This window comes from Brevundimonas sp. Bb-A, assembly GCF_009394735.1.
In the GTDB taxonomy this organism is placed as follows: Bacteria; Pseudomonadota; Alphaproteobacteria; order Caulobacterales; family Caulobacteraceae; genus Brevundimonas; species Brevundimonas aurantiaca.
Genome location: NZ_CP045456.1, coordinates 1,960,274 through 1,985,777, shown reverse-complemented (window position 1 = coordinate 1,985,777; position 25,504 = coordinate 1,960,274). Strand labels below are relative to the sequence as shown.

The 25,504-nt window shown below is 68.5% G+C and carries 21 protein-coding genes and 3 tRNA genes; 12 read left to right on the top strand and 12 right to left on the bottom strand.

What is annotated here, in order from left to right; translation table 11 throughout:
• The first annotated feature begins 66 nt into the window (after positions 1-66).
• On the top strand, positions 67-2,118 hold the full coding sequence (locus BSP_RS09775) for a lytic transglycosylase domain-containing protein (protein ID WP_227975912.1): 2,052 nt from the start codon (positions 67-69) through the stop codon (positions 2,116-2,118).
• Here the strand turns inward: BSP_RS09775 and BSP_RS09770 are convergent.
• From BSP_RS09770 to BSP_RS09755, 4 genes are read right to left on the bottom strand one after another with little or no spacing between them, the layout of a single operon-like run.
• Entirely contained in the window at positions 2,112-2,867 is a 756-nt protein-coding gene (locus tag BSP_RS09770; protein WP_370513383.1) for an ABC transporter ATP-binding protein, read from the bottom strand. The two genes, BSP_RS09775 and BSP_RS09770, sit on opposite strands and share 7 nt — an antisense overlap.
• Complete coding sequence (locus BSP_RS09765) at positions 2,867-3,856, bottom strand: iron ABC transporter permease (protein WP_054765715.1); 990 nt, start codon at positions 3,854-3,856, stop codon at positions 2,867-2,869. The genes BSP_RS09770 and BSP_RS09765 overlap by 1 nt, the downstream gene beginning before the upstream one ends.
• A complete protein-coding gene (locus BSP_RS09760; protein ID WP_054766935.1) occupies positions 3,853-4,656 on the bottom strand; it encodes an ABC transporter substrate-binding protein in 804 nt (267 codons plus the stop codon). Before BSP_RS09760 ends, BSP_RS09765 begins: the two co-directional genes overlap by 4 nt.
• Positions 4,656-5,285 (bottom strand): TetR/AcrR family transcriptional regulator, encoded by a 630-nt coding sequence (locus BSP_RS09755; protein WP_054765714.1) that lies wholly within the window; start codon positions 5,283-5,285, stop codon positions 4,656-4,658. Before BSP_RS09755 ends, BSP_RS09760 begins: the two co-directional genes overlap by 1 nt.
• Positions 5,286-5,412: 127 nt before the next feature.
• On the opposite strand from BSP_RS09755, the gene BSP_RS09750 reads away from it, so the two are divergent.
• The 3 genes from BSP_RS09750 to BSP_RS09740 are packed head-to-tail and all read left to right on the top strand — an operon-like array spanning position 5,413 to position 8,531.
• Positions 5,413-6,795, top strand: a complete 1,383-nt coding sequence (locus BSP_RS09750) for a glycosyltransferase (RefSeq protein ID WP_054765713.1) — start codon at positions 5,413-5,415, stop codon at positions 6,793-6,795.
• A gap of 18 nt (positions 6,796-6,813) precedes the next feature.
• Positions 6,814-7,725 (top strand): class I SAM-dependent methyltransferase, encoded by a 912-nt coding sequence (locus tag BSP_RS09745; protein ID WP_054765712.1) that lies wholly within the window; start codon positions 6,814-6,816, stop codon positions 7,723-7,725.
• Positions 7,722-8,531 carry an RNA methyltransferase gene (locus BSP_RS09740; RefSeq protein ID WP_054765711.1) on the top strand — a complete coding sequence of 270 codons (810 nt, stop codon included), beginning with the start codon at positions 7,722-7,724 and terminating at the stop codon, positions 8,529-8,531. The genes BSP_RS09745 and BSP_RS09740 overlap by 4 nt, the downstream gene beginning before the upstream one ends.
• A gap of 22 nt (positions 8,532-8,553) precedes the next feature.
• Here BSP_RS09740 and BSP_RS09735 read toward each other — a convergent pair whose 3' ends face one another.
• The 3 genes from BSP_RS09735 to hrpB all read right to left on the bottom strand — a co-directional run bounded on the left by BSP_RS09735 (position 8,554) and on the right by hrpB (position 12,632).
• Complete coding sequence (locus tag BSP_RS09735; RefSeq protein ID WP_152950224.1) at positions 8,554-9,840, bottom strand: MFS transporter; 1,287 nt, start codon at positions 9,838-9,840, stop codon at positions 8,554-8,556.
• Positions 9,841-9,911: 71 nt separating this feature from the next.
• Complete coding sequence (locus BSP_RS09730; RefSeq protein WP_042823661.1) at positions 9,912-10,121, bottom strand: hypothetical protein; 210 nt, start codon at positions 10,119-10,121, stop codon at positions 9,912-9,914.
• Between the two features lie 75 nt (positions 10,122-10,196).
• On the bottom strand, positions 10,197-12,632 hold the full coding sequence (gene hrpB, locus BSP_RS09725) for an ATP-dependent helicase HrpB (RefSeq protein ID WP_152950223.1): 2,436 nt from the start codon (positions 12,630-12,632) through the stop codon (positions 10,197-10,199).
• Positions 12,633-12,788: 156 nt separating this feature from the next.
• On the opposite strand from hrpB, the gene BSP_RS09720 reads away from it, so the two are divergent.
• Positions 12,789-14,399 (top strand): amino acid permease, encoded by a 1,611-nt coding sequence (locus BSP_RS09720; RefSeq protein WP_152950221.1) that lies wholly within the window; start codon positions 12,789-12,791, stop codon positions 14,397-14,399.
• A gap of 187 nt (positions 14,400-14,586) precedes the next feature.
• Here the strand turns inward: BSP_RS09720 and BSP_RS09715 are convergent.
• Both BSP_RS09715 and BSP_RS09710 read right to left on the bottom strand, forming a co-directional pair.
• Positions 14,587-14,671 (bottom strand) — tRNA-Leu (locus BSP_RS09715).
• A gap of 287 nt (positions 14,672-14,958) precedes the next feature.
• Positions 14,959-15,032, bottom strand: a tRNA-Gln gene (locus tag BSP_RS09710).
• A gap of 199 nt (positions 15,033-15,231) precedes the next feature.
• Between BSP_RS09710 and BSP_RS09705 the strand changes: the two genes are divergently transcribed.
• A tRNA-Pro gene (locus BSP_RS09705) sits at positions 15,232-15,308 on the top strand.
• Between the two features lie 111 nt (positions 15,309-15,419).
• On the opposite strand, the gene ilvC is transcribed toward BSP_RS09705, so the two are convergent.
• Positions 15,420-16,454, bottom strand: a complete 1,035-nt coding sequence (gene ilvC, locus BSP_RS09700) for a ketol-acid reductoisomerase (RefSeq protein ID WP_152950219.1) — start codon at positions 16,452-16,454, stop codon at positions 15,420-15,422.
• Between ilvC and BSP_RS09695 the strand changes: the two genes are divergently transcribed.
• The 4 genes from BSP_RS09695 to BSP_RS09680 all read left to right on the top strand — a co-directional run bounded on the left by BSP_RS09695 (position 16,453) and on the right by BSP_RS09680 (position 19,825).
• Positions 16,453-16,995, top strand: coding sequence for a DUF924 family protein (locus BSP_RS09695; RefSeq protein ID WP_152950217.1), 543 nt, complete (start codon positions 16,453-16,455; stop codon positions 16,993-16,995). The two genes, ilvC and BSP_RS09695, sit on opposite strands and share 2 nt — an antisense overlap.
• Positions 16,996-17,073: 78 nt before the next feature.
• On the top strand, positions 17,074-17,859 hold the full coding sequence (yaaA, locus tag BSP_RS09690) for a peroxide stress protein YaaA (protein WP_152950216.1): 786 nt from the start codon (positions 17,074-17,076) through the stop codon (positions 17,857-17,859).
• A 52-nt stretch (positions 17,860-17,911) separates the two neighbouring features.
• Positions 17,912-18,736, top strand: a complete 825-nt coding sequence (locus tag BSP_RS09685) for a 3-hydroxybutyrate dehydrogenase (RefSeq protein WP_152950214.1) — start codon at positions 17,912-17,914, stop codon at positions 18,734-18,736.
• Between the two features lie 24 nt (positions 18,737-18,760).
• Positions 18,761-19,825, top strand: coding sequence for a patatin-like phospholipase family protein (locus tag BSP_RS09680; protein ID WP_152950212.1), 1,065 nt, complete (start codon positions 18,761-18,763; stop codon positions 19,823-19,825).
• Here BSP_RS09680 and BSP_RS09675 read toward each other — a convergent pair.
• Both BSP_RS09675 and BSP_RS09670 read right to left on the bottom strand, forming a co-directional pair.
• Positions 19,822-20,748 carry an L-threonylcarbamoyladenylate synthase gene (locus BSP_RS09675; RefSeq protein ID WP_152950210.1) on the bottom strand — a complete coding sequence of 309 codons (927 nt, stop codon included), beginning with the start codon at positions 20,746-20,748 and terminating at the stop codon, positions 19,822-19,824. The two genes, BSP_RS09680 and BSP_RS09675, sit on opposite strands and share 4 nt — an antisense overlap.
• Positions 20,745-21,296 carry a cytochrome b gene (locus tag BSP_RS09670; protein WP_054765639.1) on the bottom strand — a complete coding sequence of 184 codons (552 nt, stop codon included), beginning with the start codon at positions 21,294-21,296 and terminating at the stop codon, positions 20,745-20,747. Before BSP_RS09670 ends, BSP_RS09675 begins: the two co-directional genes overlap by 4 nt.
• Positions 21,297-21,420: 124 nt before the next feature.
• Here BSP_RS09670 and BSP_RS09665 point away from each other — a divergent pair, with 124 nt between their 5' ends.
• Both BSP_RS09665 and BSP_RS09660 read left to right on the top strand, forming a co-directional pair.
• Positions 21,421-23,205: an acyl-CoA dehydrogenase gene (locus BSP_RS09665; protein WP_152950208.1), complete on the top strand. Its 1,785-nt coding sequence runs from the start codon at positions 21,421-21,423 to the stop codon at positions 23,203-23,205.
• Positions 23,206-23,280: 75 nt separating this feature from the next.
• Positions 23,281-25,500, top strand: coding sequence for a S9 family peptidase (locus tag BSP_RS09660; RefSeq protein WP_152950206.1), 2,220 nt, complete (start codon positions 23,281-23,283; stop codon positions 25,498-25,500).
• The last annotated feature ends 4 nt before the right edge of the window (positions 25,501-25,504 follow it).

Genomic DNA, 25,504 nt, shown 5'->3' with positions numbered 1-25,504 from the left:
AGAGCGCGAGACGTTAGGTCGCCAGCGGCTTCGCCGCAACCGGGATGAATGAGAACAGGAAAGATCATGATTGCGACGAGTCTGGCGGCGGTGCTCGCCTTGATTGCGCCGAGCCCTCAAGACGCGGCGCCGGCGCAGGCCGTCCCCTATGGTTCCGTCACTCAAACCGGCGTCGCCTATGGCCAAACCCGCGTCCTGAACGATCAGGACACGGCGCTGTTTCGTCAAGGACTGGCCGCCGCGCGGGCGCGCGACGTGCTGGGCGCCCAGTCGGCCCTCTCACAGATCGGCGATCCCGCAGCGCGCAAACTGGTCCAGTGGGCCCTGATCGACACCTCGGGCGAACAGCTGTCCTACGCCGACCTCGCCCGCGCCCAGACGGAGCTGGCCGGCTGGCCGAGGGCCGAATCACGCCGCGAAGCGACAGAAAAGGTGCTGGCCCGGTCCGGCGTCGGCCCGGACGCCGCCCTGGCCCTGTTCGCGCAGGAACCGCCCCGCACGGTCGATGGCGCCATCGCCTATGCGACCGCCCTGGAACAGAGGGGGCGACGCGACGAGGCCCGCGCCCTGATCCGCGAATGGTGGCGCACGCGATCCTTCGACGAGGCGCCGCAATCGCGCATTCTGGCCGCCTGGGGCGGATGGTTGACCCCGGCGGATCATGAGACCCGCCTCAATCTGCTGCTGATGGGCCCTCACGGCCCGGCCACCCGCGCGATGATGGGCCTCGTCTCGCCGGAACGGGCGGCCGTCGCCAACGCCGTCATGAGCCTGCGCACCGCCTACAGCCCCGACGCCGTCGTCGCTTCCCTGACCCCGACACAGGCCGTCGATCCCGTCGTGGTCCTGGAACGGGTTCGTATCCTGCGGTCTCAGAACCGTCAGTCCGAAGCCTTCCCGCTTCTGGCCTATCTGCCGCCGGCGCCGGGTCACACGGCGGGCGACAACACCCTGTGGACCGAGCGCCGCAACTATTATCTGGACGCCCTGCAGCAGGGAAACTGGCGCGCGGCCTATGACGCCATGAACGGCCATGGCTTCACCTCCGGAGACCGGATGGTGGACGCCGAGTTCTTCGCCGGATGGGTCGCCCTGACCAAGCTGAACCAGCCCGAAGTCGCCGCCCGTCATTTCGAGGCCCTGCGCACCGCCTCCTCAACTCCGATCACCCAGGGCCGCGCCTATTACTGGCTGGGCCGGGCCGCCGAGGCCCGGGGCGAGCGCGACGCCACCCTCGCCTATTATCGCAACGGCGCCCAGCACTGGCAGACCTTCTATGGCCAGCTCGCCGCCGAAAAGGCCGGGATGACCACCCTGACCCTGCCCGGCGATCCGGCGCCTACCCCTGCGGACATCGCCCGATTTGAAGCCGACGAACGGGTTCGCGCCACTCGGATTCTCGGCGAGACCGGAGAGACCAGCCTGCTGCGGGTCTTCGCCTATCAACTCGACAACGACCTCCCCACGATCGAGGATCTGGCCCTGCTGATGGATTTGAGCCGCAGCTACGGCGACGGTTTCGCGGCCATGATGGTCGGCCGTGCGGCCAGCCAGAGGGGCTTTGTCCTGCCAGAGCGGATGTATCCGGTCCGCATACCGCCACAGGTCGCCGGCGCGGCGCCTCTGGAGTTCACCCAGGCCATCACACGTCAGGAATCCAGTTTCGACCCCCGGGCCCGCTCCGGGGCCGATGCGCGCGGAATGATGCAGTTCCTGCCCTCTACCGGCTCCGGCGTGGCCCGTCGCCTGGGCATGAGCTTCTCGGCCGAACAGCTGTGGGACCCGGACTACAACATGACCCTGGGCAGCTATCACCTGGGCGAGCTGATGGCGGCCAACAACGGCTCCATGCTGCTGGCCACGGTCGGCTACAACGCCGGCCCAGCGCGGCCGAACCAGTGGATCGCCCGCTGCGGCGACCCGCGCGGCGACGCCAACGCCGCCATCGACTTCATCGAATGCGCCCCCTTCACCGAGACGCGCAACTATATGATGCGGGTGATGGAGAATATGGCGGTCTACAAGGCCCGGCTGAACGGCGGCTCGGCGCCTCTGACGCCCTCGGCCGACATTGCGCGCGGCGCCGCTGCGGGTCCGCGTCCCTACGTCGCCTACTGAGCCCGACGGGCCGCCAGCAGCGGCCCGTCCGGCGTTTCGACCCAGCGCCCGTCCAAGCCGAAGACGCTTTTGAGCACGCCCGGCTCCAGCGCCTCCATCGGCGGGGCGGCGGCGACGACCTGTCCCTGATGCATGACCATCACCTGGTCGGCGAAGGCCGCCGCCAGGGTCAGGTCGTGCAGGCTGACCAACACGGCGGCGCCGCCGTCCGCGCGGGCGCGCAGCCGCTCCAGCACCAGCCGCTGCGCGTCCGGATCGAGCCCCGCGATCGGTTCATCCGCCAGCAGCATGGGGGCGTCGGTCGTCAGAGCGCGCGCCAGCAGCACCCGCGCCCGCTCGCCGCCGGACATTTCGGCTACGCCGCGATCGACCAGATGGGCGCCGCCCACTTCAGCCAGAGCCCGCTTGGCCCGCGCCAAGGCTTCGGGACCGGCCAGGAAGGGCGCGCCCAGGGCCGCCACCTCCACCGCCGGCAGGTTCCAGGCGATCCGCCGCTCCTGCGGCAGATAGGCGATGCGCCGGGCCCGTTCTCGAGGGGACAGTGTCGTGACGTCGTCGCCGTTCAGGCGGGCGACGCCGCCGTCCAGCGCCAGCAGTCCGACGAACGCCTTGATCAGGCTGGACTTGCCCGCCCCATTGGGACCGACCAGGGCGACCAATCGGCCGCGCTCGACCTGGACGTTCGCACCGTCCAGCACCTTGCGCCCGCCCAGGGCCGCCTGGGCGTCCCACATCGTCAGCGGCGCGATCACAGCCGCCACTCCCGCGCCGCCCGCCAGGCGATCAGGGCGAACAGGGGCGCCCCGATCAAGGCCGTGAACACCCCCAGTTTCAGCTCCTGATCCGTCGGCGTCAGCCGCGCCGCTAAATCCGCGACCACCAGGATCAGTCCGCCGGCCAGGGCCGAGGGCGCCAGGATTCGCCCCGCGTCCCCGCGTACCGCCGCCCGCACCAGATGGGGCGCCGCCAGACCGACGAAACCGATCACGCCCGCGACCGCCACCGCCGCCCCCGTCGCCAGCGCCGCCGCGATCAGGGCGAAGCCTCTCAACCGCCCCATGGAGAGGCCCGAGGTTGCGGCCGTTTCATCGCCAAGGGTGAGCATCCGCAGTCCCCGCGCCGACAGGCCGGCGAAAACGGCGGCCATCGCCAGGGCCGGCGCCACCCAGGCGACATCGACCCAACTCCGGTTCTGCACCGATCCCAAGAGCCAGGCCATGACCTCGGCCTGGGCGATGGGGGACGGCGACAGGTTGAAGATCAGGGCCGTCGCCGCCCCCGCGAAACTCGACAAGGCCACCCCAAAAAGGATCAGGGCCTCCGGCGCCCGCATCAGTCCGGCTGCCGCGACCAGCACCCCGCCGGCCACAGCAGCGCCGGCCAGGGCCGACATCTCCACCAGGCCCGCAACGCCCGCGCCGCCCAGGACGATCGCCAGGGCCGCGCCCAGGGCCGCCGTCGCCGAAACCCCCAGAACGCCAGGATCGGCCAGGGGATTGCGGAGCAGCCCCTGCATCACCGCCCCCGCCAGCCCCAGAGCCGCCCCCACGACCAGGGCGCAGACGGCGCGGGGCGCCCGCACCTGCCACAAGACGGCCCAGGGACCTGAAGACGGATCGCCGAAGGCCGCCGCATACTGGGCGCGGTCGAACCCCGTCTCTCCGAACAGTACGGCGGTCGCCACGGCCGCCGTACAGAGCAGGCCCAGCGTCACGCACAGACGAACCGTCCCACTCATGGCCGCGCCTTCATCATCTCCACCCCGTCGGCGGCGAACCAGGCGGGACAGGTCAGGACGGCCGCCGGCAGCTTCGCCGCCGTCCGCCCCTTGGCGGCGCGACGCACCACCGGATGGCGGCCCGCGCCTCGCCAGTCGGCCCGCAACTGGTCGAAAAAGCCCAGCACGAACCGGATGGGCGGCTGAAGCGCGATCTGCTCGACACTGACGGCGCCGAAGCCCGGCGCGGTCGTCAGATTGCGAAAGCCGGCGGCCCGCATCATCGCATCCATCAGCGTGCCGGGACCGGACGTATAGCCGCCCGAGGTCAGATAGAGGGCGCCGGGCGTGGGGCTTCCGGCGGGCGGCGCCGCGCGATCCAGCTTGGCCTGCATGATCCGCTCCAGTCGAGCCCCCCGCTCGGCCTGTCCGAGACCCTGCGCTGCGGCGCGAATATTGGCGCGCACCCCGTCGAAGTCCGTCGCGTCCGCGATCGTGACCACCTTGGTCCCGCGCTGCTCCAGGGCCGCCAGCAGCCGGGGTTCGCCGCCCCAGTAGCGTACGACCACATCCGGTTTGAACCCGACCGCCGCCTCCAGGGTCGGGCGCAGCCGCCTGTGTCCGGCCGCCTCGCGCCTCAGCCAGGCGTCAGGATCGTCGGCGCGTGGCGACAGGGCCAGTTCGGCGTCGGGCGCCAGGGCCAGGACATATTGATCGGCGCACTGATCCAGGGCCATGACCCGCAAGGGCCGAGCCTGGGCGGGGACCGGCGTCAGCCCCACAAGGACCAGACAGAGAACGAGCGACCGGACGCGTGGGATCACGGTTTAAGCAGGCCGTTGAACACGGCGTCCAGGGTCGTCTTGACCAACTGGTCCCGCTCCACCCACGGAAAATAGGGTTTGGTGATCATCAGCGATACGACGCCGTGCGCAGCCGCCCAAATCGACTGAGCGATCGCCCTGGCGTCGCCCTCCATACGCCCTGCGGCCACGGTCTCCTCAACCAAGGCTACAAAGGCGGAAAAGACGACGGCGCCCAGTTCCTGGGACAAGGTCTGAGCGCCCTCTCGGGCCTCGATGGGACGGGTCAGATAGATCAGGCGATAGGCGTTGGGCTGATCGAAACCGAACTGGGCGTAGGCCTCGATCATGGCCCTCAGGCGGACCTCCGGCGGCGCGGAACCCGCCGACAGGGAGGCCGCAGCCGCCGTCAGGACGCTGAAGGCGTTGCGGCAGATCTCCTGCAGGATCGCGCCCTTATCGGGGAAATGCATATAGAGGGCGGTCGAGGACAGGCCGACCTCATCCGCGATCTTGCGAATGGTCGCTCCTTCATAGCCGTGCTCGACGAAAATCCGCTCGGCGGCGGCCAGGATTTCGCCGCGCCGTGAATGGCCTTCCCCCTTGGGCTTGCGGTGGGAACGAGACGATTGCGACGCGAGGGGCAAAGGCGACTCCAGGTCAGGAGCGATCTGAATAGCGACAATCGATCATCGGCGCCAATCGGCGCAAAAAATCCAGTTGCAGCGCAAATATATTTCAAGTTGTATTTGACTCGGGCGGGGGCTTGGAACCATGACGATCAAGACGAATGCGCTCAGCGGCGCAGGGCGTCGAACGCCGACGGCCTGGCAGGCGGCGGTTGTCGGCGGGTTGGCGACATCTGCGGCGCTCGCCCTCGTCCTCTGGCCACGGGCGACGCTGGAGGCCCTGATCTTGGGGCTTCAGGCTTGTTTCGTCGCCACGGCCGTTTGGCGGGCCGTCCTGGCGGCGGCCAGTCTTTCTCCGCCGCCCCCGCCGCCCAAGCCGGGCCGCTGGCCGCGCTATACGGTCCTGGCGGCCTTGTATGACGAGGCGGCGGTGGTGGAGCAGTTGGTGCAGAACCTGTCTCGGCTGGACTACCCCCGCCGACAGTTGCAGGGGTTCCTCATCCTGGAAGCGCACGATCAGTCAACCATTGCGGCCGCGACGGCCGCAGCCAGGCCTGACTGGCTGCAGATCCTGATCGTGCCGCCCGGCGCGCCCCAGACCAAGCCGCGCGCCCTCAACCACGCCCTTCCCTTCATCAAGGGCGAACTGGTCACCGTCTATGACGCCGAAGATGCGCCGGACCCGGGGCAGTTGCGTGAAGCGGCGGCGCACTTCGCCCAGAGCCCTGATCTGGCCTGCGTTCAGGCGCCGTTGCGCGTTCGCAGAGGCGCCGGCCTGAAGGGGTTTCTCGATCGACAGTTCGCCCTGGAGTACGCCGCCCTTTTCGAGGTGAATCTTCAGGGCATGGCGAAGCTGAACCTGCCCTTCCCCCTCGGCGGCACCAGCAATCATCTTCGGACGGCCATCCTCCGGGATCTGGGCGGTTGGGACGCCTATAATGTGACGGAAGACGCCGACCTGGGCTTTCGGCTCTGGTCGGCGGGGTGGCGTCTGGGGGTCATCCACCGACCGACCTGGGAAACGCCGCCCGGCCCTTTCGAGCGCTGGCTGCCCCAGAGAACGCGATGGTTGAAGGGCTATATGCAGACCTGGGGCGTCCATACGCGCTCGCCCGCCGCCCTGGACGAGCGCGGACTGCTGTCGCTTGTCATGACCTTGGGGGCCGCCGTCATATCCGCCGCCTGCCACGCTCCCGCCTTGGCCTGGATCGGCTCGGCCCTTCTCCTGGGTCTTCACGCGGGCGCGGCGCCATCCTTGCCGGTCGGATCGCTCGCCGTCCTGGCGCTGGGCGTCGTCGCCGCATGGATGAGTTGCGCCGTCGGGGCGCGCCGCGCCGGTCTGGACTATCGTCTCAGCGACATGCTGCTGGCGCCGGCCTATTGGTCCCTGCTCAGCGTCGCGTTTGTACAGGCTCTGTGGCGACTGATCGTATCGCCCTATGTCTGGGACAAGACGATCCATGAGCCGGACCATGACGCCGAATGCGGCGCCTCCACCCATGTCGATGCTGGACGTAAGGCCGCCTGACCGCCTATCAGCCGCAGGATGGCGCCCCTGCTCTCTCCCACCCCCGAAACCCTGGTGACCCACGGCTGGTCCGACTACGCCCTGCTGGACTCCGGCGAGGGCAGGAAGCTTGAGCGCTACGGCCCCTATACGGTGGTCCGGCCCGAGCCCCAGTGCTTCTGGTCCCCGCGCGACCCGGCCGCTTTCGACCAGGCCACCGCCGCCTTCGATCCGCAGCAGGAGGAGGAAGACTCCGGCCGCTGGCGCTTCGACCGGCACGGCCCCGTCGACGCCTTTCCCCTGAAATGGCGCGAGGTGAAGTTCACCGGCCGTTTCACGCCTTTCCGCCACCTGGCCTTCTTCCCGGAACAGGCCGCCAACTGGGACTGGCTGGACGCCCGCGTGCGCGCCTTCACGCGCGACGCCGGCCGAGCGCCGAAGATCCTGAACCTGTTCGGCTATACCGGCGTCGCCAGCCTGGCCTGCGCCGCCGCCGGGGCCGAGGTCACCCACGTCGACGCTTCCAAGAAATCGGTCAACTACGCCCGCGAGAACGCCGAACAGTCCGGCCTGTCCGACCGCCCGATCCGCTGGATCGTCGAGGACGCCCGCAAATATGTGGCCCGCGAGGTCCGGCGCGGCTCGAAATACGACGGTATAATCCTGGACCCGCCCAAGTACGGACGCGGCCCGACCGGCGAGGTCTGGCGCCTGTTCGAGGACATGCCGGCCCTGCTGAAGGACTGCGCCGCCCTGTTGTCCGACGAGGCCGATTTCCTGCTGCTGAACGCCTACGCCGCCCGCATCTCCGGCCTGTCCCTGGCCCATCTGATGGCCGAGGCCCTGCCGGATCGCGGCGGCCGCATCGACTGGGGCGAACTGGCCCTGTCCGAAGACGGTGCGAACGCCCGCGCCATCGGCCTGTCCTTCTTCGCCCGGTGGAGCCGATGAGCGCGCACGACACCCACCGCGTGATCACCTCCCTGACCAATGACACGGTCAAGGCCGTCCGCGCCCTGCATATGCGCAAGGAGCGGGACAGCACCGGAACCTTTTTGGCCGAAGGGCTGAAATTCATCGGCGAGGCCCTCGACCTGGGCCGCGCGCCGCGCCTGCTGCTGGTCGGCGAGGACGCCCGCCCCCACCCCCTGCTGGACCGGGCCAAGGCCGAGACGCGCAAGGCCGGCGGCGAAATCGTCGTCGTCACCCACGCCATCCTCGAAAAGATCAGCCGCCGCGACAATCCTCAGACGGTCTTGGGCGTGTTCGATCAGCTCTACGCCCCTCTGGACAGGCTGGACCCGGCCTCGGCCCCCTGCTGGGTCGCCCTGGAGCAGGTGCGCGATCCCGGCAATCTGGGCACCATCATCCGCACCGCCGACGCGGCCGGCTGCGGCGGCGTCATCCTGATCGGCGACTGCGTCGATCCCTATTCGGTCGAGGCGGTGCGCGCGACCATGGGTTCGGTCTTCGCCGTCTCCATCACCAAAACCGACCCCGAGGCCTTCCTGGCCTGGCGCCGAACCTGGCCCGGCAGCGTCGTCGGCACCCGGCTGGACGCCAAGGTCAGCCACCGCTCGGCGGTGATGCAGAAGCCGTCGCTGATCCTGATGGGCAACGAACAGGCCGGGTTGACCGACCAGCTGGCCGCCGCCTGCGACGTCAACGTCAAGATCCCGATGCGCGGCCGGGCCGACAGTCTGAACCTGGCCATAGCGACCGGGATCATGGTCTATGCGGCGACGGACGAAGCCTAGAGGTCCGTATCAGAGTTCCGTATCAGAGTTCCGTCTCCGGGCTGACCCGCCCCATGCCCCACAGGGCCAGTATGGTCACCACCGCCGACAGGGCCAGATAGCCGCCGACCGCCGCCAGCCCATAGGTCTTGGCCAGCCAGGTCGCCAGATAGGGCGCCAGCGACGCCCCCACGATCCCGGCCAGATTGAAGGCCATGGACGCCCCCGTATAGCGGACGGCCGTTGGGAAGGGCCGCGCCATGGCCGCGCCGATAGGGCCATAGGTGCAACCCATCAGGGCAAAGCCCAGGGCGAAGAAGATCAGCAGCCCCGTCAGCCCCGCGCCGAACAGGGGGGCGAACAGGCCGCCGAACAGGGCGATGCCGACCGACGAGGCGATCAGCACCTTCACCTGGCCGAACCGGTCGGCCAGCAGGGCCGTAACCGGAATGAAGGCGGCGAAGAACAGCACACCGATCAGCTGGACCGGCAGGACCTCGCCGCGCTCAAGCCCCATCCCCGTCGTCGCCCAGCCCAGGGCGAAGACCGTCATCAGATAAAAGAGGGAGAAGGTCGTCACCCCGCTGAACGTCCCCAGGAACAGGGCGGTCTTGTGCTGGGCGAACAGGGTCACGGCCGGCGCCTTGACCCGCTCCTTCCGGTCCATCGCCGTCTGGAATTCCGGGGTCTCGGTGATCTTCAACCGCACCCACAGACCGACGAAGACCAGGACGGCGCTGGCCAGAAAGGGCAAGCGCCAGCCCCAGGCCTCGAACTGGGCCTCGCCCATCGTCGAGGTCAGGACGATGAAGGCGCCCGTCGACAGGATGAAGCCGATCGGCGCCCCCAGTTGCGGGAACATGCCGAACCAGGCCTTCTTGCCCGGCGGCGCGTTTTCGGTGGCCAGCAGCACAGCCCCGCCCCATTCGCCGCCCAGGCCGAGCCCCTGTCCGAACCGGCACAGGGCCAGCAGCAGGGGAGCGACAATACCGACCGTCGCATGGGTCGGCAGCAGGCCGATGGCCACGGTCGAAAGGCCCATGGTCATAAGGGCCGCCACCAGGGTCGCCTTGCGTCCCACCCGGTCCCCGAAATGCCCGAAAGCCAGGGCGCCGACCGGTCTTGCGAAAAAGGCGATGGAGAAGGTGGCGAAGGACGACAGCATGGCCGTCGTCGGGTCTCCGCCCGGGAAGAACAGCTGCGGAAACACCAGCACCGCCGCCGTGGCGTAGATGTAGAAGTCGTAGAATTCGATCGTGGTGCCGATCAGGCTGGCGAAAAGAACCCGCGCCTTGCCGGCTGTGGGCGATATGATCCTGGCGTTCGACACGATTTCGTCCCCGGTTGGCGCACCGCAGGTGCGCCTGACCATATCGCGTCATCTTCCCCCGCTGAAAAGCCTCAACCTGCGGGCGACGGCCGTCCCATGGTCCAGTTCGCCTGCATCCGCACGACCGGGTTGGGCGCGCACCAGATTTCTCCGGTCTCGGTAATGGCCGTCACCCAGATCAGATTGTGCTCCTGACCATAGTCGATGACGGCGAAGGCGAACCCCTTGCCGCGATCCTGCACGGTGACAGGCAGCGGGGGGTCGAGTTGGGTAAGTGCCATGGGGCGTCCTCTGCGAGATTGGCTCAACGCAGCGCTTGCCGCCCGGTTGCAGCCGCTTGGGACCGGTTCGACGCTTCACGTCCCGCGGGGCTTGGCCCGGTTGGTCGCCTGGGCTTCGGCCGGGTTCTCGGGCCAGGGATGGCGCGGATAGCGGCCGCGCATCTCCGAGCGCACCGCCGCCCACGAGCCCGCCCAGAATCCCGGCAGGTCCTGGGTCACCTGCACCGGCCGCCGCGCCGGCGACAGCAGGGCCAGGGTCAGGGGAACGCGGCCGCCGCCGACCGTCGGATGGGTCGTCACGCCGAACAACTCCTGAACGCGGATCTCAACGCGCGGTCCGCCCTCCGCGCCGTAGTCGATGCCCGCCGACCCCAGCGGCGTCGTCAGTCGCGGCGGCGCCAGTTCGTCCAGCCTGTGTTGCAGATCCCAGGGGATCAGCCCCCGCAAGGCGTCCGCCAGCCTGCCGTCGTTGGTCGCCGCCAGCGACTTCGCGCCCTCCAGCACCGGCCACAGCCAGGCCTCGCGCGCCGCCATGAGACCATCGTCCGACACATCAGGCCAGGCCGGGTCCAGCCCGTGCAGAAAAGCCAGCCGCGCCCGCAGAGCCGAGGCCTGCTCGCCCCAGTGCAGGGCGCCGATCCCCTCGGCCTCGACCTCGGCCTTCAGCACGGCCGACAACTGGCTCGCGTCAGGCGTCCCGATCACCTTCTCATCCAGAACGATCGCGCCGATCCGTCGGATGCGCTTGATCACCGCCCGGCCCGAGGGCTCGCGCGCCAGCCGTTCCTCGGTTTCGATCAGCCGCGCCAGATCGGTTTCAAGCGTCGCCGCGTCCAGCGCCGCCGCCAGCCGCACCCGGTCCCGCGCCTCGCCGCCCCCCAGCTCGGCCACCGCCAGCCAGGTCTCGCGCGCCAGGGGATCGGTCGCCTCGACCATGGCCCCGCGCCCGCTGGCCAGCAGCATCTCGCCGGCCTTGCCCCGCATCCGCGCGATCCGTTCGGGGAAGGCCTCGGCCAGCAGCAGTCCCTCATCGACCGACCCGCCCGCGCCGCCGCCCGCCGCCCGAGCCCAGCGCTCAGCCAGTTTCAACGCATCCCGCGCCCGCGGCGACCGGTCCCGCGCCAGGCCGACCAGCCGGTCGTGCAGATCCACGTTCGATCCGCCCAATCCCGGCTCGCTCAGCACCGCCGCGATCCGCGCGCCCGTCATGGCGTCGTGCCCGTCCGAGGCCACGGCGACCATATGGGCCAGGCGCGGCGACAGGGGGATGCGTGTCAGCCGCCGCCCGTGATCGGTCAACCCGCCCTCCGCATCCAGCGCCCCCAGCCGCGTCAGCACCTTGCGCGCCTCGCCCAGGGCTCCGGCCGGCGGCGGGTCCAGCAGGGCCAACCCCTCGACCGACCGCGCGCCCCATCGCGCCAGATCCAACGCCAGGCCGGTCAGGTCCGCTTCCTGGATTTCCGGCCGCTGATGCGGGACCAGGCCGCGCGTCTGTTCCTCGTCCCACAGCCGATAGCAGACGCCCGGTTCGGTCCGTCCCGCCCGTCCCCGGCGCTGTTCCGCCGACGACCGGCTGACCCGAACCGTGGCCAGCCGGGTCAGGCCGCTGGACGGCTCGAACCGAGGCACGCGCGACAGGCCGCCGTCCACCACCACCCGCACCCCGTCGATCGTCAGGCTCGTCTCCGCAACCGAGGTCGCCAGCACCAGCTTGCGCCGCCCCGGCGCCGCCGGTTCGATGGCGCGGTCCTGCTCCGCCCGATCCAGTCCGCCATACAGCGGAACCACGTCGACGTTCGGCAGCCTCAGCCGTTCGTTGATCTGCCGCACGACCCGATGAATCTCGCCCTGCCCCGGCAGGAAGGCCAGAACCGACCCCGTCTCCTCGCCCAGGGCCGTCAGACAGGCCCGCGTCATCGCCTCCTCGAACCGCTCGGTCGGATTGCGGCCCAGATAGCGGGTGTCGACCGGATAGGCCCGCCCCTCCGCCTCGATCACCGGCGCGCCGTCCAGCAACCGCGACACCCCCGCCACGTCCAGGGTGGCCGACATCACCAGCAGCCGCAGATCCTCCCGCAGCGCCCCTTGCGTTTCCCGCGCCAGGGCCAGACCCAGGTCGGCGTCCAGGCTGCGCTCGTGAAACTCGTCGAACAGGACCACTCCCACCCCCTCCAGGCCGGGGTCGTCCAGGATCATCCGTGTGAAGACCCCCTCGGTGATCACCTCGATCCGCGTCTTCGGCCCGATCCGGCTCTGCAGCCGGGTGCGGTAGCCGACCGTCCCGCCCGCCTCCTGGCCCAGGGTGGCGGCCATCCGGTCGGCGGCGGCCCGTGCGGCGATACGGCGCGGCTCCAGCACCAGCAGCCGTCCGTCGCCCAGCCAGGCCTGGTCCAGCAGGGCCAAGGGGACGACCGTGGTCTTCCCCGCCCCCGGCGGGGCGGCCAAAACCGCCGTATTTCCGTTTGCAAGGGCGGATTTCAGCGGGTCGAGAACGGCGTGGATCGGCAACATGATCCGCCTCTAGCCCGATGCGCCCCCGATGCGCCACGATCACGAAAGCGTCGTGAGCGCTTCACCCCGCCGTCATGCGCGTTGCGCGGCCCGCATTCCGCCGCTAGCGTCCCCGCCGACGCGGCCAGAGGGCCGCCGTAAACGTGGGGGTATTCTATGTGGCGCGTTAAGTCGCTCGACGCGATTCTGGCCACGGCCGAGAAGAAGTCGCTTCATCGGTCGCTCGGACCTGTTCAACTGACCTTGCTCGGCATCGGCGCCATCATCGGCACCGGCATCTTCGTTCTGACGGCTGCGGCCTCTCAGAAGGCCGGCCCCGGCATGATGGTCAGCTTCGTCATCGCCGGCGCGGTCTGCGCGGTGGCGGCGCTCTGCTATTCGGAACTGGCGGCCATGGCCCCGGTCTCCGGCTCGGCCTACACCTATACCTACGCCGTCCTGGGCGAGCTGCTCGCCTGGTGCGTCGGCTGGGCCCTGATCCTCGAATACGCTGTTGCGGCCTCGGCCGTGTCGGTGGGCTGGTCCGGCTATGTGCTGGGCCTGATAGAGAACGGGATAGGCTTCGACTTCCCGGACCTCCTATCCGCCGGACCGACCTGGAGCATGAACGGTTTCATCCCGACGCCGGACTTCTCGGCCGGGATCGTCAACATTCCCGCCATCATCGTGGCCCTGGCCGTGACGGGCCTGCTGGTCCTGGGCACCACCGAGTCGGCCCGCGTCAACGCCATCCTTGTGGCGATCAAGGTCGCGGCCCTGACGGTCTTCATTGTCCTGACCCTGCCGGTCATCGACACCGCCAACCTGTCGCCCTTCGCGCCCAACGGCCTGTTCGGCGCCTATTCGGGCATGGGCATCGTCGGCGCCGCCGCCTCGATCTTCTTCGCCTATGTCGGCTTCGACGCCGTCTCCACCGCTGCTGAAGAGACCAAGAACCCGCAGCGCAACGTGCCGATCGGCCTGATCGGCTCCCTGGCCTTCTGCACCGTCTTCTATCTGCTGGTCGCCCTGGGCGCGGCCGGCGCCATCGGCGCCCAGCCGGTCCTCGGCGCCGCCGGTCAAGCCGTCCAGCCGGGCTCGCCTGCCTTCGTCGCCGCCTGCGCCCTGCCGGCCAACGCCGAGGCCCTGGTCTGCTCGAACGAGGCCCTGGCCCACGTCCTGCGCGTCATCGGCCATCCGCAGGTCGGCAACGCCCTGGGCACCGCCGCCCTCTTGGCCCTGCCCTCGGTCATCCTGATGATGATCTACGGCCAGACCCGCATCTTCTTCGTCATGGCGCGCGACGGTCTGCTGCCGGAAGGCCTGACCAAGATGCACAAGCGGTTCAAGACCCCCTATGTCGTGACCCTGTTCACCGGCGTCGCCGTCGCCATCGCCGCCGCCCTGTTCCCGGTCGGCCAACTGGCGGACATCTCGAACTCGGGCACCCTGTTCGCCTTCTTCATGGTGTCGATCGCGGTCCTGATCCTGCGCAAGACCGATCCGAACCGGCAACGTCCGTTCAAGACGCCCCTGGTCTGGATCATCGCGCCGCTTTCGGCCGCCGGCTGCGCCTTCCTGTTCTGGAACCTGCCGCATGACGCCAAGATGGTTCTGCCCATCTGGGGCGCCGTGGGCCTGGTGATCTATTTCGCCTATGGCTTCCGTAAGAGCCACGTCGCCCGCGGCCTGGTGGATGTTCCGGAACTGTCGCCGGACGCTCCCGTGGGCCCGGTCCCGCCCATGCCGGGCGCCCCGGCCCCCGGCTCCAAGGAAGAACGCGACTGATGCAAAGAAGGCCGGGGTCGACGCCCCGGCCTTTTTCTTCGCCGCAAGGGAAACAGTGGCGCGCCAACGGCGCCTCAACTAACGCCACGCGCGATGGGCCCACAAAATGGCCTCAAGCAGCGCGAAGCGCGATAAGCCTGCCCTACAAAGACAAAAAGGCCCGGGATCGATCCCGGGCCTTTTTGCTTGGTGCGGATGAGAGGACTCGAACCTCCACGCCTCGCGGCGCTGGAACCTAAATCCAGTGCGTCTACCAGTTCCGCCACATCCGCATGGGCAGGCAGTGGGCTCTAGAGGGCTGGATCGCCCCTGACAAGGGGCGCTGTAACCCCAACACCGTTCGGCCACCAGTTCATTGCGAATCGCGCCGCCCTGGGAATTGCGCGCCAGAAAGCCGCCTCCGCGCTGAATCGTCCGCGTCTTGAGGCTAGGCCGGTCGGGAAGGTTCCGGCGTCGAGCGGCCTTGGCGCGCTTCGATTCCACGCCAAGAGCCGGTCAGCGACGACGGCCTGACGCCAAGGGAGGCCCAAGGCAGGCCTTTGCTTATGGGAGGGGCGGATGGCTGGGGAACTAGGACTCGAACCTAGAATGACGGTACCAAAAACCGGAGTGTTACCATTACACCATTCCCCAGCAGGTCCGGCGTCCGCAGCACTCTCGTGCGGCGGAGGCGGTCAGATAGGCCAAACCGTTTTCGGATGCAACACCCCCGCTCAGGACAATTTTCGCCGACTGCGAAGAAGGTCGAAATGGACGCTTGCGGCCTCCGAAACCCATGGCTATAAGCCGCGTCCTCACTTCGGGGCGACGCCTTGCGGCCAGCCCCCACGGTCGGAGTGTGGCTCAGCCTGGTAGAGCACTGCGTTCGGGACGCAGGGGTCGGAGGTTCGAATCCTCTCACTCCGACCATTCTCTCTCATACCTCTAGTGATCGTCACCCTCGGGCTCGACCCGAGGGCCGGCCCGTCCGCCGCATGGCGTCGATAAGGACGCACAGGATGACGAGTCATCTCCCGCGCATCAGTCGTCGTTCGCCGCCGTCTCCCGCGCCCGCCGCGCCACCGCGTTCAGACGCGCCCCCACCGACTCGATCGGCCGCCGCCCCAGGGCCGCGCGCCGCGCCATGAGGTCGGGCGAGCCGGCGTCATAGTCCGCCATCAGATCCCGCACGAATCCTCCGCCCTGAACCTCGGCCAGGACCTGATCCATGGCGGCGCGCGATTCGGCGCCGATCACGCGCGGGCCGGTGCGGTAGGCCCCGTACTCCGCCGTATTGGAGATCTTGGCGAAGGCGCCGGCTATGCCGCGCTCGTACATCAGGTCGGTGACCAGCTTGGCCTCGTAGAAACATTCGAACCAGGCCACCTCGGCCGGATAGCCGGCCTCGACCAGTTTCATGAAGGCCGAATCGATCAGTTCGGCGATCCCGCCGCACAGCACCACCTGTTCGCCGAACAGATCGCTCTCGCACTCGTCCCGCATCGTCGTCTCCAGAATGCCCTTGCGTCCGCAGCCCAGGGCCGCGGCATAGGACAGGCCGAGCGCATGGGCCCCGCCCGTCGCGTCCTGATGCACCCCGAACAGGCAGAAGACCCCCTCCCCGGCCTCGTACAGGTCGCGAATGCGCGGCCCGATCCCCTTGGGCGAGGCCAGGATCACGTCCAGGTCGGCGCGGGGCTCCACCAGGCCGAACCGCACCGACAGGCCGTGGGCGAAGACCAGGGCCGCGCCGGGCCGCACAGTCGGCGCCAGCTCGTCGCGCCACAGGTCGCGATGCGCCTCGTCCGAGGTCATGACGGCGACCACGTCCGCCCCCGCCGCCGCCTCGCCCGCCGTCATCACCGTAAATCCGTCGGCCTCGGCGACGGCCCGCGTCTTCGAACCGGGCTTCAGGCCGACCACGATGTCGGTCACGCCCGAATCGCGCAGGTTCAGCGCATGGGTGCGTCCCTGGCTGCCGTAGCCGATCATGGCCACGCGCTTGCCGCGAATGATCGAAAGATCGCAGTCGCGGTCATGGAAGACGGGCAGAGGATTGGCTAGGATCTGGCTCATGGCCCCCTTCATAACCTCATCCGACGTCGTCGCCTTCTGGAAAGAGGCCGGTCCCGAAAACTGGTTCGCCAAGGACGAGGCGTTCGACGCCCAGTTTCGGACGCGCGGCCAGGATCTGCACCTGTCGGCCGCCCGGCGCGAACGCGACGACTGGATCGAGGCCCCCGAGACCGCCCTGGCCCTGCTGATCCTGCTGGATCAGTATCCGAGGAACAGTTTCCGCGGCACGGCCCATCAGTTCGCCACCGATCCCCTGGCGCTGATGTTCGCCGAACAGGCGGTGGCGCGCGGCTGGCACCTCCGGGTCGAACCCGAGCTGAAGAACTTCCTCCTGCTGCCCTTCGAACATTCCGAACGGCTCGAGGATCAGGACTGCTACCTGGCCCTGGTCGCCGGCGACGCCGAGCTGGAGAAATGGGGCCGCCTGCACCGCGACATCATCGTGCGCTTCGGCCGCTTTCCCCACCGCAACCTCGCCCTGGGCCGCGCGACGACGCCGCAAGAGCAGGCATTCCTGGACGAAGGCGGCTTCGGCGGCTGAGCCGCGGCATTCCGGCCTCGCCCGTTCAAATCTTCGCAGAAGCGGCCTATGTGAGCGGCGCCATCACGGAGCCGTCCCTTGCTGATCCTTCTTTCTCCCGCCAAACGGCTCGACTTCTCGCCGGCCGATCCGGCCCTGCCCGGCACGGAGCGTCGTTTTCTGGAAGACACCGCCAGCCTGGCGGCGACGGCGCGGCGTCAGACCAAGGCCGACCTGCGTCGCCTGATGGGGATTTCGGATGATCTGGCGACCTTGAATCTGGAAAGGTTCAGGGCGTTCGATTCGGAATCGACGGACGGCGTCCAGGCCGCCTTCGCCTTCGCCGGCGACGTCTATGAGGGGCTGAAGGCGCGTGAGCTGGACGCCGCCGCCCTGGCCTTCGCCCAGGACCATCTGCGGATTTTGTCCGGCTTCTACGGGCTGCTGCGTCCGCTCGACCGGATCCAGCCCTATCGACTGGAAATGGGCACGCGGCTGAAGACCCGCCGCGGCTCCAGCCTTTATGATTTCTGGGGCGATCGGATCTCCAAACAGCTGAACGCCGACGCCGAAGACCTCAGAGCCCAGGGATCGCCCGATCCGGTCGTCGTCAACCTGGCCAGCCAGGAATATTTCGGCGCCGTCGACGCCAAGGCTCTGAAACTGCCGGTCGTCACGCCCCAGTTCCGCGAGGAGAAGAACGGCGAAACGCGGATCGTCTCCTTCTTCGCCAAGAAGGCGCGCGGCGCCATGAGCCGCTTCGCCATCGACGAACGGCTGGAACGAGTCGAGGATCTGAAGGCTTTTGATCGGAACGGCTACGGTTTCGACAAGGCGGCCTCGACCGAGACCGAATGGATATTCATCAGGTCGGGAAATTCTTGATCTTCGCCGGGCGCCCCCGCTAGTCTCTCGCGAAAGAACGAAAGGCGCATCCATGTCCACCTCGCCCCAGTCCCCTGACTTCCGCGACATCGGCGATCTGAAGGGTCAGGCGGCGGTGATCTCGGGCTCGACCTCGGGCATCGGCCTGGCCCTGGCGCGCGCGGTGGCGACGCGGGGCGGCGACGTGGTCCTGAACGGCCTGGGCGATCCGGCCGAGATCGAGCGCACCCGCGCCGCGCTTGAAGCGTCTTCCGGCGTGCGGGTGCGCTATCACCCCGCCGACATGACGCGCGGCGAGGAGGTGGCCGACATGGTCGCCTTCGCCAAGCGCGAGTTCGGCCGCCTGGACATTCTGGTCAACAACGCCGGCGTCCAGCATGTGGAGTCGGTCGAGAAGTTTCCCACCGACAAATGGGAACAGATCATCGCCATCAACCTGTCCTCGGCCTTCTACGCTACCCGCGCCGCCATCCCGATCATGAAGGCCCAGGGGCGTGGTCGGATCGTCAACATGGCCTCGGCCCACGGCCTGGTCGCCAGCCCCTTCAAATCGGCCTATGTCGCGGCCAAACACGGCGTCATCGGCTTCACCAAGACGGTGGCGCTGGAGCTGGCGCAGGACAACATCACCTGCAACGCCATCTGCCCCGGCTTCGTCCATACGCCGATCGTGGAAAAGCAGATCGAAGACCAGGCCCGCACCCGCGGCATCAGTCCTGAGAAGGTCATGAGCGACGTGATCCTGGCCGCCCAGCCGACCAAACAGTTCGTCACGACGGATCAGTTGGCGGGGCTGTTCCTCTATCTGGTCAGCGACCTGGGCGCCTCGGCCAACGGCGCCAGTTTCTCGATCGACGGCGGCTGGACCGCTCAATAAGATCATCCCAGCGGGGGCCGACCTATGGCGATCTTCAAACGCAAGACCGCCGAGCCGACGGACCTGGCCGCCGCTTCGGCAGGCCGGCGGCCCTTCTGTCTGGCGCTTCAGGGCGGCGGGGCGCACGGCGCCTTCCAATGGGGGGTGCTGGATCGACTGCTGGAAGACGATCGGCTGGATATCCGCGCCGTCTCGGGCGTGTCCGCCGGCGCCATGAACGGGGCCGCCCTGGTTTCCGGCCTGGCGAGCGGCGACGCCCGCGCCGCCCTGGACCGGCTGTGGCGCGAGATCAACCAGTCGGGGGGCCGCAACGTCTTCGGCGACAGCGCCCTGTGGAATCCGGCCCAGGCGCCCGACTGGCTGAAGGACACGCCGCTCTGGCGCGCCGGAGAAACCCTGGCTCTGTCAATGAGCCCGTATGAATTCAATCCCTTGAACCACAATCCTCTGAAGCGGGTTCTGAAGACGGCCGTGGATTTTCAGGCGGTCCAGGGCTCCGACGTCAAATTGTTCGTCGCTGCCACGGCTGTGCGCCAGGCCAGGGCCCGCATCTTCGCGTCCAGCGAGATCACCGCCGACGTCCTGATGGCCTCGGCCTGTTTGCCGCACCTGTTCCAGGCCGTCGAGATCGAGGGGGAGCCGTACTGGGACGGCGGTTATCTGACCAATCCGCCGCTCTGGCCCCTGACGGGGGATGATACGCCGGACGACGTGCTGCTGGTGACGCTGAACCCGATGGTGCGCGACGAGACGCCCCGCGCGGCGGGCGACATCGTCGATCGGTTGAATGAGATCCTCTTCAACGCGCCGCTGCTGGCCGAACTGCGCGCCATCGCCATGGCCGGCGAAATGATCAGCCAGGGCCAGTTGAAACACGGCTCAGGCCCCTATCGACAGCTGCGCCTGCACGCCATCGAGGCCGACGGTTGGCTGTCGGACCTCTCCTTGAGGTCGAAGTTCAACACGGAATGGAGTTTCCTGACCGACCTGAAGGCCCGTGGCCGGGCGGCTGCGGACGACTGGCTGGAGACCTGTCTCGCCAGCGTCGGACGCCGCTCCAGCGTCGATCTTCAGGCGCGGTTCGGTTAGCCGACGAAGCCCGCCGCTCGCCGAAGCCTGTCGTTGATCGCCTCGCCCAGTCCGGAGGAAGGAATGGGCGCCACGGCTATGCCCGCCGGCTTGGCTCGGTCTGCTTCTCTGAACAACTTGAACAGATTAGCGGCGGCTTCTCGCAGATCGCCGGAAGGACTGAGACTCCAGCGGGAGTCGCCGACGCCCGGCCCGAACCCCAGCAGGATTTCGCCCGGACGCGGCTGGGTCGCCTCGATCCGCACAGGGGCGTCAGGCGCATAGTGGACGGCCAGCCGGCCCGGCGAGCGTCGCCCGTCGCCACCCTCGTCCAGGGGGCCGACCACGGCCTCGATCTCTGCTCGGGTGACGGCGCCGGGTCTCAGCAGGGCGACCCGTCCATCCAGGACCGAAACGACGGCGCTTTCCAGACCGACGGCGCAAGGACCGCCGTCCACGGCGGCCGAGACGGCGAAGCCGGTCTCCTCCACGGCGTCGGCGAAGGTCGTCGGACTGGGCCGGCCCGAGCGGTTGGCCGACGGCGCCACGACGGGACCGCCGAACATCGACAGCACAGCCCGCGCCTGGGCGTGGCCGGGAACGCGCACGGCGACGCTGTCCAGCCCGGCGCGCGCCAGATCGCAGACGCGGGTCCGATCCCGCACCGGGACCACCAGCGTCATCGGCCCCGGCCAGAAGGCCTGGGCCAGGGAACGGGCGGCGGCGTCGAAGAGGCCGATCGCCTCAGCGGCGGCGGCGTCAGAGACATGCGCGATCAAGGGGTTGAACCGAGGTCTTCCCTTGGCTTCGAAAATGGCGGCCACCGCTCGCGGATCGGCGGCGTCGGCGCCCAGGCCATAGACCGTCTCGGTCGGCAGCAGGATCAGTTCGCCGCGTCGCAGGGCGGCGGCGGCCTGATCCGGCGGGTCGCCCGCGTCCCTCACGGCCGCCGCGGGATCAGGGGGATCATCCGATGCAGCACATTGTCGCGGTTGATGAACTGATGCTTCAGCGCCGCGGCCACATGCAGGGCGATCAGGACGTAGAGGCCCTTCATCACCGTCTCATGGACGTCCATGAACCGACCGGCGGCCTCGCGCCCGCCGCCCACCGGCAACAGGGGCCAGTCGAACAGGCCGAACCAGGCGAAGTCGCGTCCCGCCGCCGAAGTGGCCAGCCAGCCCGACAGAGGCATGGCGATCAGGACGACGTAAAACAGGACATGGGTGGCGCGCGCCGCCAGCCGCTCCCAGCGCGGCATCTGCGCGGGCAAGGGAATGGCCGGGTGCGCCAGTCGCCAGCCGATGCGGGCCAGGGTCAGGATCAGGATCGACACGCCCAGCGACTTGTGCAGCATGACGAACTGCCCGGACAGCGGTCCTTCCGTGCTCTCATGGGCGGTGATCAGCAGCACCTGGACCAGGATCGCCGCAGCGATGATCCAGTGCAAAGCCAGTGACACCGACGAATAGCGATTGCGCGGCTCGGCCATGGCGACTTCCCTTCCCTCGCGGCAGGGCGTCACTGTGCCCCGACTGCCCCGCCTGCGCCAAGTCTCTCTTGCGACGGGGGGCTTCGGCGAGGCACTTAAGCCGGAAAGGACATTGAGGAAACCCATGAGCTACCGCGCCCCCGTTCGTGATCTGGCCTTCACCCTGGAGGCCGTGGCCGGCATGGCGGACGTCGCCGCCACCGGCGCCTTTCCGGATTACGATTCCGACGTCGCCTCAGCCGTGCTGGAGGCGGCCGGACAGTTTTCGCAGGAGGTGCTGGCCCCGCTGAACCGCATTGGGGACCAGAAGGGCTCGCTCTACGCCAACGGCGCCGTCACGGCCGCTCCCGGCTTCGCCGACGCCTATCGCCAGTTCGCCGCCGGCGGATGGACCGGTCTTTCGGCGCCGGTCGAGGCGGGCGGCCAGGCCCTGCCCAAGGCCCTGGAGCTGGCGGCCTATGAGACCGTCCACGCCGCCAACATGGCCTTCGGCCTGTGTCCAATGCTGTCTCTCGCCGCCATCGAGGCCTTGGAGCAGGTCGGCACGGAAGAGCAGAAGGCGACATATCTGACCAAGCTGGTCAGCGGCGAATGGACCGGCGCCATGGTGCTGACCGAGCCGGGCGCCGGATCGGACCTGGGCTCGTTGATCACGACGGCGACGCCGAACGGCGACGGAACCTACGCCATCCACGGTCAGAAGATCTTCATCACCTGGGGCGATCACGACGCGACGGACAACATCATCCATCTGGTCCTGGCGCGCCTGCCCGACGCGCCCAAGGGACCCAAGGGGATCAGCCTGTTCCTGGCGCCGAAATTCCTCGTCAAGGACGACGGAAGCCTGGGCGAACGCAACGCCTTCCGTCCCGTCGGGGTCGAGCACAAGCTGGGCATCCACGCCTCGCCCACCTGCGTCATGGCCTATGAGGGCGCACGCGCCGAACTGGTCGGACGTCCGAACGAGGGCCTGGCCCATATGTTCGTCATGATGAACGCCGCCCGCCTGGCCGTGGGGGTCGAAGGCGTCGGCATCGCCGAACGCGCCTATCAGCACGCCCTGGCCTATGCGCTGGACCGCCGCCAGGGTCGGTCGGTCTGGACCGGAGAAGCCAACGCCCCGATCTTCGATCATCCGGACGTGCGCCGGATGCTGGGGGTGATGAAGGCCAAGACCGCAGCCGCTCGCGCCCTGTGCCTGTCGACCGGGGTCGCCGCCGACCTGGCCCGTCATGCCGAAACGGAAGAGGCGCGCCGCCGCTGGAAGGCCCGCGAGGACCTGTTCACCCCGATCGCCAAGGCCTGGTCCACCGACGTCGGTTGCGAGGTCGCCTCCCTGGGCGTCCAGGTCCATGGCGGCATGGGCTTCATCGAGGAGGCCGGCGCGGCCCAATACTATCGCGACGCCCGGATCGCCCCGATCTATGAGGGCACCAACGGCATCCAGGCCATGGATCTGGTCGGGCGCAAACTGTCGATGGACGGGGGCGAGGCGGCCAAGGCCCTGATCGCCGACATGAAGACGACGCTGGCCGACCTCTCTGGCCTCTATGCCGGCAAGCCGGTCGAACGGTTCGCCACGGCCGTCGAGGCGGTGGAGGACGCCACCCTATGGCTGCTGGACCGCAAGGCCGACCCCGATGCGGCGGCCGACGTCCTGGCCGCAGCGGACGCCTATCTGAAGCTGCTGGGCGACGTCATCGGCGGCTGGATGCTGGCCAAGGGGGCGCTGGCCGCCAAGGCGCGGCTGGACGCCGCCGACGGCGATCCCGTCTGGCTGCAGGGCAAGCTGGACCTCTACGAACTCTATGCCGCCAATGTCCTGGGCCATGTCTCCAGCCGCCTGGCGGCCGTGGGCCAGGGTGGCGACCTGCTGAAACGGATGACGGTCGAGGCCCTGGCGGGCTGACGCCCGACGCGATCTTGATTTGACCTTGGGCGGCCCAAACGCCCAAGGTCGCATCCGCATGCCCGGGAGCCGACCATGAACCGACGCCAAATCCTCCTGTCCACCGCTGCGACGGCCTTGGCCGCCTCGGCCTCCCCCGCCCTCGCCCGCCAGTCTTCCGGAGCCTCGATGCCCCAACCCCCTGTCGCCAAGAAGATCCCCGTCGTCATCGAACAGCTGGGTCGCACCCGCACCGACGACTACCAGTGGATGAAGGACGACAATTGGCAGGCGGTGCTGCGCGATCCGACCCTGATCAAGGCCGAAGTCAAAGAGCATCTGACAGCCGAAAACGCCTATCGCGAAGCCATGATGGCCTCCACACTCCCTCTTCAGGAGACGATGTTCCAGGAGATGCGCGGCCGCATCAAGGAGGACGACAGTTCCGTCCCCGCGCCTGACGGCGACTGGACCTACTATGTCGAGTACCGCACGGGCGACCAGCATCCCCGCTACATGCGCGTCGAGCGCCAGGGAACCTGGATGGTCGATGGCCGGCCGGTGACGAAGAATTTCATCGTCGCCCCGACTCCCCAACTGCTGCTGGACGCCAATGAACTGGCCGAAGGCAAGGCCTATTCGGAAGTCTCGGCCGCCGCCCACAGCCCTGACCACAGCCTGTTCGCCTATGCCGAGGACGCGCAAGGGTCCGAGGTGCACAAGATCTATGTGAAGGATCTGGCGACCGGCGCCGTCCTGCCCGATGTGATCGAGAGCGCCACCGGCGACTTCACCTTCTCGCCTGACAGCCGGTGGATTTTCTGGACCAATCGCGACGACAACGGACGGCCGGACAAGATCTTCCGCCGCCCGGCGCGCGGCGGCGAGACGACCCTGGTCTATGAGGAGGCGGACGACGGCATGTTCATCGGCGTCGGCCGCACCGCCGACGACCGGTTCATCGTCATCGGCATCCAGAACCAGGAGACGTCCGAGGCCCGCTACATCCCCGCCGACGACCCGACCGCTGCGCCGGTCGTTTTGGAGCCGCGCCAGGTCGCCGTCCGCTATGACGTCGATCACTGGGACGACCGCTGGGTGATCCGCACCAACGCCGACGACGCCATCGACTTCAAGATCGTTCAGGCGCCGACGGAGACGCCCGGCAAGGCGCATTGGACGGATCTCGTCCCCCACACGCCGGGTCGTTTCATCGAGGGGATGGACCTGACCCGCCATCATCTGGCGCGCCAGGAACGGGCCGACGCCAACACTCGCATCATCATTCGCGACCGCGCCGGCGCCGAACATGCGATCGCCGTCGATGAACCGGCCTTCGCCCTGTCGCTGTCGGGCGCGTCCGAGTTCGACACCACGACGACCCGCTACAGCTACAACTCGCCGTCCACCCCGACCCAGACCTATGACTACGACATGGCGTCGCGGGAACGCACGCTGCGCAAGACTCAGGAAATCCCGTCGGGACACAATATCGAAGACTATGTGGTCGAACGGCTGAACGCCCCGGCGGCCGACGGCCAGCTGGTGCCCGTCACCGTCCTGCGCCGTCGGACCACGCCGATCGACGGCTCAGCGCCCCTGCTGCTCTACGGCTACGGCTCCTACGGCATTCCCATGCCGGCCGGCTTCTCGACCAATCGGCTGTCCCTGGTCGATCGCGGCTGGATCTATGCGATCGCCCACATCCGGGGTGGATCGGACAAGGGCTGGGGCTGGTTCCTCAGCGCCCGCCGGATGACCAAGAAGAACACCTTCACCGATTTCATCGCCGCCGCCGAACATCTGATCGCGCAGAACTACGCCCGAGCCGGCAATATCGTGGCCCAGGGCGGCTCGGCCGGCGGCATGCTGATGGGCGCCGTCAACAATATGCGGCCGGACCTCTGGGCCGGGATCATCGGCCAGGTGCCCTTCGTCGACGTCATCAACACCATGAGCGACACCTCCCTGCCGTTGACGCCGCCGGAATGGCCCGAATGGGGCAATCCGATCGAGGACCCGGACGCCTACGACTATATGATGAGCTACAGCCCCTATGATCAGGTGAAGCCCCAGGCCTATCCCGCCGTCCTGGCGACGGGCGGCCTGTCCGATCCGCGCGTCACCTACTGGGAGCCGGAGAAGTGGGTCGCCAAACTGCGGCCCGCCACCACCTCGGGCAAGCCGGTCCTGCTGAAGATCAATATGGAGGCCGGCCACGGCGGCGCCGCCGGCCGGTTCGACTATCTGAAGGAGGTCGCCCACGACTACGCCTTCGCAGTCTGGGCGATCGAAAAGGGCTGGGAGACGGCTTAACCCG

What these genes read in the sequence shown, in the direction of transcription:
- BSP_RS09775 (WP_227975912.1), top strand. Translation starts at nt 67, where the DNA reads ATGATTGCGACGAGTCTGGCGGCGGTGCTCGCCTTGATTGCGCCGAGC.
- BSP_RS09765 (WP_054765715.1), bottom strand. Translation starts at nt 3,856, where the DNA reads ATGAGTGGGACGGTTCGTCTGTGCGTGACGCTGGGCCTGCTCTGTACG.
- BSP_RS09750 (WP_054765713.1), top strand. Translation starts at nt 5,413, where the DNA reads ATGACGATCAAGACGAATGCGCTCAGCGGCGCAGGGCGTCGAACGCCG.
- BSP_RS09745 (WP_054765712.1), top strand. Translation starts at nt 6,814, where the DNA reads ATGGCGCCCCTGCTCTCTCCCACCCCCGAAACCCTGGTGACCCACGGC.
- BSP_RS09740 (WP_054765711.1), top strand. Translation starts at nt 7,722, where the DNA reads ATGAGCGCGCACGACACCCACCGCGTGATCACCTCCCTGACCAATGAC.
- BSP_RS09730 (WP_042823661.1), bottom strand. Translation starts at nt 10,121, where the DNA reads ATGGCACTTACCCAACTCGACCCCCCGCTGCCTGTCACCGTGCAGGAT.
- hrpB (WP_152950223.1), bottom strand. Translation starts at nt 12,632, where the DNA reads ATGTTGCCGATCCACGCCGTTCTCGACCCGCTGAAATCCGCCCTTGCA.
- BSP_RS09720 (WP_152950221.1), top strand. Translation starts at nt 12,789, where the DNA reads ATGTGGCGCGTTAAGTCGCTCGACGCGATTCTGGCCACGGCCGAGAAG.
- BSP_RS09695 (WP_152950217.1), top strand. Translation starts at nt 16,453, where the DNA reads ATGGCCCCCTTCATAACCTCATCCGACGTCGTCGCCTTCTGGAAAGAG.
- ilvC (WP_152950219.1), bottom strand. Translation starts at nt 16,454, where the DNA reads ATGAGCCAGATCCTAGCCAATCCTCTGCCCGTCTTCCATGACCGCGAC.
- BSP_RS09685 (WP_152950214.1), top strand. Translation starts at nt 17,912, where the DNA reads ATGTCCACCTCGCCCCAGTCCCCTGACTTCCGCGACATCGGCGATCTG.
- BSP_RS09680 (WP_152950212.1), top strand. Translation starts at nt 18,761, where the DNA reads ATGGCGATCTTCAAACGCAAGACCGCCGAGCCGACGGACCTGGCCGCC.
- BSP_RS09670 (WP_054765639.1), bottom strand. Translation starts at nt 21,296, where the DNA reads ATGGCCGAGCCGCGCAATCGCTATTCGTCGGTGTCACTGGCTTTGCAC.
- BSP_RS09665 (WP_152950208.1), top strand. Translation starts at nt 21,421, where the DNA reads ATGAGCTACCGCGCCCCCGTTCGTGATCTGGCCTTCACCCTGGAGGCC.
- BSP_RS09660 (WP_152950206.1), top strand. Translation starts at nt 23,281, where the DNA reads ATGAACCGACGCCAAATCCTCCTGTCCACCGCTGCGACGGCCTTGGCC.